8 protein-coding genes are annotated in these 8,133 nt (G+C 39.0%); all 8 read right to left on the bottom strand.

Features of this window, described 5'->3' with window-relative positions:
• Positions 1 to 363: 363 nt before the first annotated feature.
• Positions 364 to 1,155, bottom strand: coding sequence for an NYN domain-containing protein (locus I6852_RS06385; RefSeq protein WP_197291807.1), 792 nt, complete (start codon positions 1,153 to 1,155; stop codon positions 364 to 366).
• A 609-nt stretch (positions 1,156 to 1,764) separates the two neighbouring features.
• On the bottom strand, positions 1,765 to 2,121 hold the full coding sequence (gene rplS / locus I6852_RS06380; protein ID WP_197291808.1) for a 50S ribosomal protein L19: 357 nt from the start codon (positions 2,119 to 2,121) through the stop codon (positions 1,765 to 1,767).
• A gap of 21 nt (positions 2,122 to 2,142) precedes the next feature.
• Entirely contained in the window at positions 2,143 to 2,832 is a 690-nt protein-coding gene (trmD, locus tag I6852_RS06375; protein ID WP_197291809.1) for a tRNA (guanosine(37)-N1)-methyltransferase TrmD, read from the bottom strand.
• Positions 2,833 to 3,387 carry a ribosome maturation factor RimM gene (rimM, locus tag I6852_RS06370; RefSeq protein WP_197291810.1) on the bottom strand — a complete coding sequence of 185 codons (555 nt, stop codon included), beginning with the start codon at positions 3,385 to 3,387 and terminating at the stop codon, positions 2,833 to 2,835.
• Positions 3,388 to 3,741 (bottom strand): KH domain-containing protein, encoded by a 354-nt coding sequence (locus tag I6852_RS06365; RefSeq protein ID WP_039090840.1) that lies wholly within the window; start codon positions 3,739 to 3,741, stop codon positions 3,388 to 3,390.
• 16 nt (positions 3,742 to 3,757) lie between these two features.
• Complete coding sequence (rpsP, locus tag I6852_RS06360; protein WP_000216122.1) at positions 3,758 to 3,988, bottom strand: 30S ribosomal protein S16; 231 nt, start codon at positions 3,986 to 3,988, stop codon at positions 3,758 to 3,760.
• Positions 3,989 to 4,061: 73 nt separating this feature from the next.
• Entirely contained in the window at positions 4,062 to 5,408 is a 1,347-nt protein-coding gene (gene ffh / locus I6852_RS06355) for a signal recognition particle protein (RefSeq protein ID WP_187861942.1), read from the bottom strand.
• A gap of 14 nt (positions 5,409 to 5,422) precedes the next feature.
• The gene (valS, locus tag I6852_RS06350; RefSeq protein WP_197291811.1) at positions 5,423 to 8,041 is read right to left on the bottom strand and encodes a valine--tRNA ligase; all 2,619 of its coding nucleotides are present in this window, start codon (positions 8,039 to 8,041) and stop codon (positions 5,423 to 5,425) included.
• Between the last annotated feature and the right edge of the window lie 92 nt (positions 8,042 to 8,133).

The following is an 8,133-nucleotide window of genomic DNA, read 5'->3' as shown; positions in this document are numbered from 1 at the left end:
AGTTTTCAAAGATCGTTTGCTTTTAATCAGCTATCCTTGTAAGGTATCAAGCGGCTTTTTAAAAGCCCTTGCTGAAATAAGGAAATGAAAGTATAGTCATAGAAAGCTTAAGGTTTGCTTAAATTATAAAAATTTTTGACAGAGCAAGTTAAAATTTTAAAATAATTGGGTTTTGAGAAATCTAAATACCGCCAAAAACAACGCATTCCCCATAAAACCACCATTATAAGCACTAATTTATCTCCGTTTTCAAAAACCACTCCATAATAGAGAGCAAAAAATGAAATCATGGATTAGAAAAATCCGCTTAAGCTAACCCTTTTAAAATGGGTGCTTTTTTGTCCCCTTAGTGGGGGGATCGTGTTAGTTCTTCTTAAAGAGTTGGTCTTTAAATGGGTTGTTAAAAGGCTCGTTGGGGGAAAAGTTCTTTTTCTTGGGGGTGTACTGATTTTTTGGCAAGTTATCTACAATTTCAGCGACACTGCGTTCTCTCACATTGCAAGACTTCTTCAAGTCTGAAGGGACAGAATTGGGGCTTTCTTGAATGTTGGCGATGAAGACTTCAAAGCCTTTCTCCCAAGCGGCTTCTAACACAGGCACAAAATCGGTATCCCTGCTGAACAGCAAAATACACCCTCCTTGTTTGGTGCAATACAGCTTGGTAATATCGTGTGCCAACAGCGCATCAACTTGTTTTTGACGCAACTTTAAGTAAGGTATAAAAATCTTGGCTTCTAGACCATTATAGACTTCTTTGTCTTCGAACTTATATGCGAATTCGAACATTACCCGCCCGACTCGTAATTTCACTTGATTTTGTTGGGCGATCGCATGGTTGAAAGATTGGATAATCCCTGATTTATTCGCTTTTTCCTCATATTCTTTAAAATTATTCTTTTTATACTCCTCAAGTTCTTCGTTTTTATTGCCCTTGATTCTAGGTTCAACTTCTGTGAAAGGCTCAGATACATAAAAATAGATCCGCTTCAATTCCTCTTCAGGCTCCAAAAACGAACGGATTAGCGCTAAGAGTTGCTCGGGGTTGTTGAAATTAAAATTAGGCTCTTTTAAACGCTCATCCGTTTCTTGGATTGCTTTCAAATCGGCGAGAAGATTTTCCCAATCCACAAAAATCGTGGTTTCAGTTTTTTCCATGCTTTCTCCCAAAATATGAATTTTGCCATAAGGGTTGAGTATAGCATGGGGATCTAAATATGCCTTGTTTCTAAAAAAATAAAAGTTCTGTTCTCATCAAACAGACACCAAAAGCCTTAATTAATTTCTTTCATTTTTTAAAAACTTTATAGTAAAACTTTCTTGAGAATATAGGGGGATATTTTGCGCTTTAATACTTCAAACCCTTTAAATCCCCTAACCTGATCGCTTTTTTAAGGAGTTATCGTTCAACTTGCGTCAAGCTTTTTGTATTTTGATGGTAAAAAACGCTTTTTAACCTTTTTAAAATTTGACAACCAACGCCCCATTAGAGCCAAAAATTCAGTTTAACAAACAGCAAGCCAGAAAAGAAGCGATTAAAACTTTGCTTTGAAAAAACAAACGCCAACACCAAAAAGAGTTTAGAGTTTTAAAAAAGTTGGTGGTAAAACTAAAAAGGGATTAAAAAACTCTTTTCAAGCCAATCAAACCCATTGAAAAAGTTTTACCCCAATTTTAAGAGAAGCGGTTAAAAAACGGATTTCAACCCCTAAAGAGCGTTCTACCAATCAGCATTGATCGAAGCATGATTGATAAAAAGCCTTGAAGTTAATGGCGGACTTCTTTAATCCTTGCTGCCTTACCTCTCCTATCGCGCAAATAGTAGAGCTTCGCGCGGCGCACTCTACCCACGCGCAACACCTCAACGCTCGCCAAACTTTCGCTATAAAAAGGGAAAATTTTCTCCACGCCGATACTGTTAGCCCCTATTTTACGCACGCAAAAAGTCTTATCCACGCCATTGCCTCTAATCGCGATACACACGCCTTCAAAATACTGAGTTCGTGTTTTTTCGCCTTCTTTAATGGTAATACCCAATCTCAAAGTATCGCCGGCTTTAAATGTTGGCATGCTCTTGTCTTTTAACTGAGCGTCTTCAAACTGCTGAATGTAGCGGTTTTTCATGTGTTTTCCTTAATGTCAATTTCATGATTTGTGCTGTTTGAATAAATCAAGGCGGTAAAATTTTGTCCTTAATTTTGACAAATCAAGTTTTAGTTGCTTGATTCTAGCATGATTTCCTTTAGAATATTCTAAAGGTGCAGGGATTTTATTGATTTCTTTGGATTTAAAAACAGCGTTAGCGAAATTAGGGGCTTCTAAATAATTATTTTCAAAACTCTCATTTTCTAAAGATTGGGCGTTACCCAAGACCCCTTGAATGTGGCGAGCGATACTATCTATCAAGCACAACGCCCCAAGCTCGCCCCCTGTTAAAATAAAATCGCCTATACAAAAAACCTCATCAGCGCTCAATTCAATAGAGCGTTCATCAAAGCCCTCATAACGCCCGCACACCAAAACGACATGCTTTTTTTGAGCCAAACGCATCGCGTCTGTTTGCTTGAAAGGCTTGCCCACCGCGCTTAAAAAAATCGTGTGTTTAGGGTTTTTAACAGAATGGAGCGCGTTTTCTATCATCTCAGGGTCTAAAATTTGCCCAGCACCCCCACCAATGAGCGTGTGATCCGCTTTTTGATATTTATTAGTGCTAAAATCTCTAAGGTTTAACACTTCCAATTCAAAAAGATTTTTTTCTAACGCTCTTTTTAAAATAGAATCTTCAAAATAAGGCAAAATGAGCTGCGGGAAAAGGGTTAAAACGCTGAATTTCACTCAACTATTCTCTAAAAGCGTTTTAGTGTTATGGGTGGTTATTTTTTTGTCTTGTAAAAGGATTTCTTTGATATAAAAATCCCTATAAGGGATTAAAAAAATCTTAGCCAAACCTTTTTCAACCAAGTTCAGCGTGGTTTCAACCATGAAATAATCTGTTTGAGAAATCCTTTGGATTTCTATGACTTTTCCTAGAATCTCGTTTTCTTCCACCACGCTAAGCCCTACTAAATCGCAATAAAAAAACTCGCCCTCTTTTAAAACACAGAGTTTTTTACTCTCTACTTCGCTCATAAAAAGCCCTAAATTAGTCAGCTCTTTAGCTTTTTCAGGCGTTTGAATCGTTTCTAAAAACAACAGGTTTTTGGCATGTTCATAAGAATGGATCACATAGTCTTTAAAAGAAGAAGCACAAGAGAAAGCGTTCAAGGGAGCAACGCTAACCTTAACGCCTTTTTTTAAGCACTCCGGAAAATCGCTCTCTAAATGAAGCTTTAACCCCCCATTAAGCCCCACGCTTTTACCAATTCTGCCCACTAAAAGCATAGAAACCATTCAAGGCGTTTGATCGCCTAAAGCATGGGGATTTTTATCGCTATTTTTATCGTTACTGGCAAAAACAACGATTTTATAAGAAAACCCGTCTTTGGCTTTCACACCAGAAACAAACGCCTTAATCGCGCTCACCATTTTGCCCTCTTTACCAATCACATGCCCCATGTCTGATGGGTGGGTATAAATAGTGATTTGCTTGACTTTATCTTCTAAAAGCGTGTAGTCCACGCTCAAAGCTTGCGGGAAAGACACAACCTTTTTTAAATATTTTTCTAAAAAAGTTGCCACGCAATACGAATAGTCCTTACAATCAGCTTGAGAAAAAGGCGTGTTCAAAGGATCTAATTCGTGCATTTAACCTCACAAAACCTTAGGCTTTTTGAGAAAGTTTTTCCACCCTCTCGCTCATTTTAGCCCCCACGCCTTTCCAATAATCCAAGCGCTCCTTATCAATCTTAATATCTTTAGGCTCGCTTAAAGGGTTGTAATACCCAATGGATTCAATCCAACCTCCATCCCTTCTTTTCCTAGAATCAGTTACCACCACTCTGTAAAAAGGCTTTTTCTTTCTCCCGATGCGCGTGAGTCTAATGACTGTCATTACAAAAATCTCCTAAAATATTCGTATTAAATTTGAGATTATACAACAAAAGTGCCTAAAACATGCTTAAAAGTTAGCGCATTTTAGGGGGTGTTTGATTTTTAGCCTGACTCATTAAATTCATCAAATCGCTAATGCCCTTTTTATTCGTTAAGCGTTTAGCCATTTTGCTCGCTTGATCAAAGCGTTTGATAATGCGATTGATTTCAGACACTTCTAAGCCGCTCCCTAAAGCGATCCTTTTTCTTCGGCTGCCGTTTAAAATCTCGGGGTTTTCTCGCTCTTTTTTGGTCATGGAATTGACCATAGCCTTGATTTTTTTCACTTCTAAAGAACTTTCTAAATCCGTGTCTTTTAAAGCGCTTGCCATATTCCCTAAACCTGGAATCATAGAGATTAGAGAACTCATAGAGCCTAATTTTTTCACCTTTTCAATTTGGTTTAAAAAATCGTTGAAAGTGAATTGCCCTTTTTTGAGCTTTTTGCTTAAATCTTTGGCTTCATTAGGGTTTAAAACGCTGGCGGTTTTTTCAGCGAGCGAGATAATATCTCCAGCCCCCATCAAACGCCCCACAATCCTTTCAGGCACAAACATGTCTAAATCAGGGATTTTTTCCCCGCTCCCAATAAAACGCAAAGGTAAGCCTAATTGGTAAGTGATGCCTAAGGCGATACCCCCTTTAGAATCGCTATCAAACTTGCTTAACACCACCCCGCTCACGCCTATTTCTTCATTAAAGGTGTTCGCGCTTTTGACCCCATCTTGCCCGCTCAAGGCGTCTGCAACATACAGCACTTCATGGGGGTTTAAGACTTCTTTAACTTCCTTTAATTCTTGCATAAGCTCTTTATCAATGGCTAAACGCCCCGCGCTATCCACGATCAACACATCAAATTGCGCTTCTTTAGCCCTTTTTAAAGCGTTGTTGGCGATTTCTTTCACGCTTTTATTTTCTTCATGAAAAACTTCCACGCCCACCTGTTCACCCAAAACCTTTAATTGCTCCACCGCTGCTAAGCGTTGCAAATCGCATGCGCATAAAAGCACTTTTTTATTTTTGGTTTTGAGATAATGGGCGAGTTTAGCGGTGGTGGTTGTCTTACCGCTCCCTTGCAAACCTGCCATTAAAACCACCGTTGGGGGCGTTTGAGCGAAAGTGAAACCACTGCTCCCTTTAGCGCTTAAAATTTCTAACAAACTCTTTTCTAAAGCGTCTAAAAATTGCTGCTTACCAATACCGCTAAGTTTAGTTTGGCTTTCCACTTTTTTGAGCAATTCTCTAGCGACTTTATGATGCACATCGTTTTTTAAAAGCGTTTTTTTCAATTCATCTAACGCCCTGTCTAGTGCTTTTTCATCATCTTGAAAGCGGATTTTATTGAGCGCGTTTTTAAACCCATCGCTTAACGCTTGAAACATTTTCTATCCTTTTATTATGGTTGTTCTAACAAATCCAATTCTTGTTTAATTTTACTCTCTTTTTCTAAAAGCGTTTTTAAACTCTCTTTGGCTTTTTCTAGCACGCTTTTAGGCGCGTTTTTGACAAAATTTTCATTGTGCAAATTGAGTTTTAGTTTTTCTTTTTCCAGTTTTTCCAACTGCTTTTTTAAACGAGCAACCAGCGGGCTTAAATCAAGATTTTCTAAATCCGCATAAGTCTGGCAAAATTCCCCCACATCGCTCACGCTTTTTAAAGGCTTGAGAGTTATCACGCTGACTTTTTCTAACCTCGCTAATTTTTGGGCGTAAATTTGCAAACGCTCTGTGTTTTCTATGGCTTCTCTTAATCCCACGCTCGCTTCTTTTAAAACAATCGGTGGGGTTTCTAACATGATTTTTAAACGCCTTAAAGACACGATGCAATCTTTAATCACTTCAAATTCATGCTCTAGTTTTTCATCTCGTGCGATTTCTTTAGGGTAAGGCATGACCATGATAGATTCAGTGTTTTCTAGTTCCGTGTTACTGAGCTTGTGGTATAAAGACTCGCTGATAAAGGGCATGAAAGGGTGCAAGAGTTTTAAAGCCTCTTTTAACACGCTCCCTAATTCGTCTATCGATTCATTTTCCACTTTAGAAAATTCAATGAACCAATCGCAAAATTCCCCCCACAAAAAGCGGTATAACAAAGTCGTCGCATCATTAAAGCGATAGTTATCTAAAGCGTTACGCACCTCTTTAGTCGCTGAATTCAAGCGCGATTTCGCATAACGCCCCAAAGGCGTTTGGTATTCGTTCAAACGCTCTTTATCTTTGAAAGATTCTTGTTTGAGTTTCAAGTAACTCACCGCATTGAAAATCTTGTTGGCAAAATTCTTGTTATTTTCTAAATGCGCAGTAGAAAGCTTAATGTCCCTACCCGTAGCGCACAAATTGGCTAAAGTGAAACGCAAGCTATCCGCGCCGTATTTTTCTATCATCTCTAAAGGATCGATCACATTACCTTTAGATTTGCTCATTTTTTCGCCCTTTTCGTCCCTAACCAAGGCGTGCAAGTAAATGTCTTTAAAAGGCAATTCGCCTAAAAGCGATTCGCTGCAAAAGAGCATCCTAGCCACCCAAAAAAAGAGGATGTCAAACCCGGTAATGAGCGTGGTGTTAGGGTAGAAATCTTTCAAATCGCTTTCATTAAACAAACCGCTTTTTTCTTGCCCCCACCCTAGAGTGGAAAACGCCCATAGCCCTGAACTAAACCATGTGTCTAGCACATCTTTATCCTGCTCTAGTTTTTCGCTCTTACAAGTAGGGCAATTTAAGGGAGCATCTAGGCTTACAAACTGGTGGTTATTTTCACAAGTAAATACCGGTATTTGATGCCCCCAAAACAATTGCCTGCTGATACACCAAGGGCGTAATTCCCTCATCCAAGCGTTATAGTTATTGATCCAATTAGAGGGGTAAAATCGCGCCAAACCTTGTTGGATTTTTTCAATAGAACTTTGAGCGATTTCAGGCTTGACAAACCATTGCTTAGACACATAAGGTTCTACCACATTATGACAACGATAGCAATGCCCCACTTGATGCGTGTGCTCTTCTATCTTTTCTAATAAGGCGTTTTCTTTTAATTTTTCTACGACCTTATCTCGGGCTTTTAATCGTTCTAAATTTTCAAACTCCCCGCAATGCGCGTTTAAAATCCCCTTTTCATCAAAGATTTTAATCGCCTCCAAATGGTGGCGTTTGCCCACTTCATAATCGTTAAAATCATGCCCAGGGGTAACCTTCACACACCCTGTGCCAAACTCCATTTCCACATGCAAATCAGCGATAACAGGGATTGTGCGATTGATTAAAGGCAGGATCGCTTGTTGCCCCACTAAATGCTTGTACCTCTCATCGTTAGGATTGACCACAAGCGCGCTATCGCCAAACAAAGTTTCAGGGCGTGTGGTAGCCACCACCAAATAATCTTTTTGATTTTCTAAATAATATCTAATATAATACAATGCCCCCTTACGCTCTTCATACTCCACTTCAATATCGCTTAACGCCCCGTCTTTAGTGCACCAATTCACCATGTAGTTATCTTGAACGATGAGACCTTGTTCATACCATTTCAAAAACGCTAATTTAACCGCTCTTTGCAAGCCCTTATCCATCGTGAAACGAGTCCTAGAAAAAGCCGCGCTCACGCCTAAACGTTTCATTTGCTCTAAAATCGCTCCCCCACTCTTTTCTTTCCATTCCCACACTTTTTGAATGAACTCTTCACGCCCTAAATCTTCTTTTTTAATCCCTTGACTTAAAAGCTGCTTTTCCACAACATTTTGCGTCGCAATGCCGGCGTGATCCAATCCGGGCTGATACAAGGTCTTATACCCGTCCATGCGTTTATAACGCGCTAAAATATCTTGCAAGCTTAAAGTTAAAGCATGCCCTATGTGTAAGATACCGGTCACATTAGGAGGGGGCATCATCAAGCAAAATCGCTTGCCTTTTTCTTGGATTTTTTCATTGCCATCAATTTCAAAATACCCCCTATGAGAGCAAATGTCATAAATCTTTTTTTCTATCTCTTGGGGTTGGTAGGTGGTGGGTTCTTGTTTCATTATTATTTTTATCCTAAAATAAAACGATCCTTAATTTTGGAACGCCTTTTGCTTTTACGCTTTTAATTGTTGCGTATTTTTTTAAAATTATA

Source organism: Helicobacter pylori (assembly GCF_015904775.1).
GTDB classification, from domain to species: Bacteria; Campylobacterota; Campylobacteria; order Campylobacterales; family Helicobacteraceae; genus Helicobacter; species Helicobacter pylori_DM.
The sequence above is the reverse complement of the archived record's forward strand: the minus strand, read 5'-3'. Positions and strand labels throughout refer to the sequence as shown.

Bases quoted from the DNA above. Each gene is read 5' to 3' on its own strand.
- rplS (WP_197291808.1), bottom strand. From the start codon at position 2,121: ATGAAAAACCGCTACATTCAGCAGTTTGAAGACGCTCAGTTAAAAGAC.
- I6852_RS06365 (WP_039090840.1), bottom strand. From the start codon at position 3,741: ATGCACGAATTAGATCCTTTGAACACGCCTTTTTCTCAAGCTGATTGT.
- ffh (WP_187861942.1), bottom strand. From the start codon at position 5,408: ATGTTTCAAGCGTTAAGCGATGGGTTTAAAAACGCGCTCAATAAAATC.
- rimM (WP_197291810.1), bottom strand. From the start codon at position 3,387: ATGGTTTCTATGCTTTTAGTGGGCAGAATTGGTAAAAGCGTGGGGCTT.
- I6852_RS06385 (WP_197291807.1), bottom strand. From the start codon at position 1,155: ATGGAAAAAACTGAAACCACGATTTTTGTGGATTGGGAAAATCTTCTC.
- valS (WP_197291811.1), bottom strand. From the start codon at position 8,041: ATGAAACAAGAACCCACCACCTACCAACCCCAAGAGATAGAAAAAAAG.
- rpsP (WP_000216122.1), bottom strand. From the start codon at position 3,988: ATGACAGTCATTAGACTCACGCGCATCGGGAGAAAGAAAAAGCCTTTT.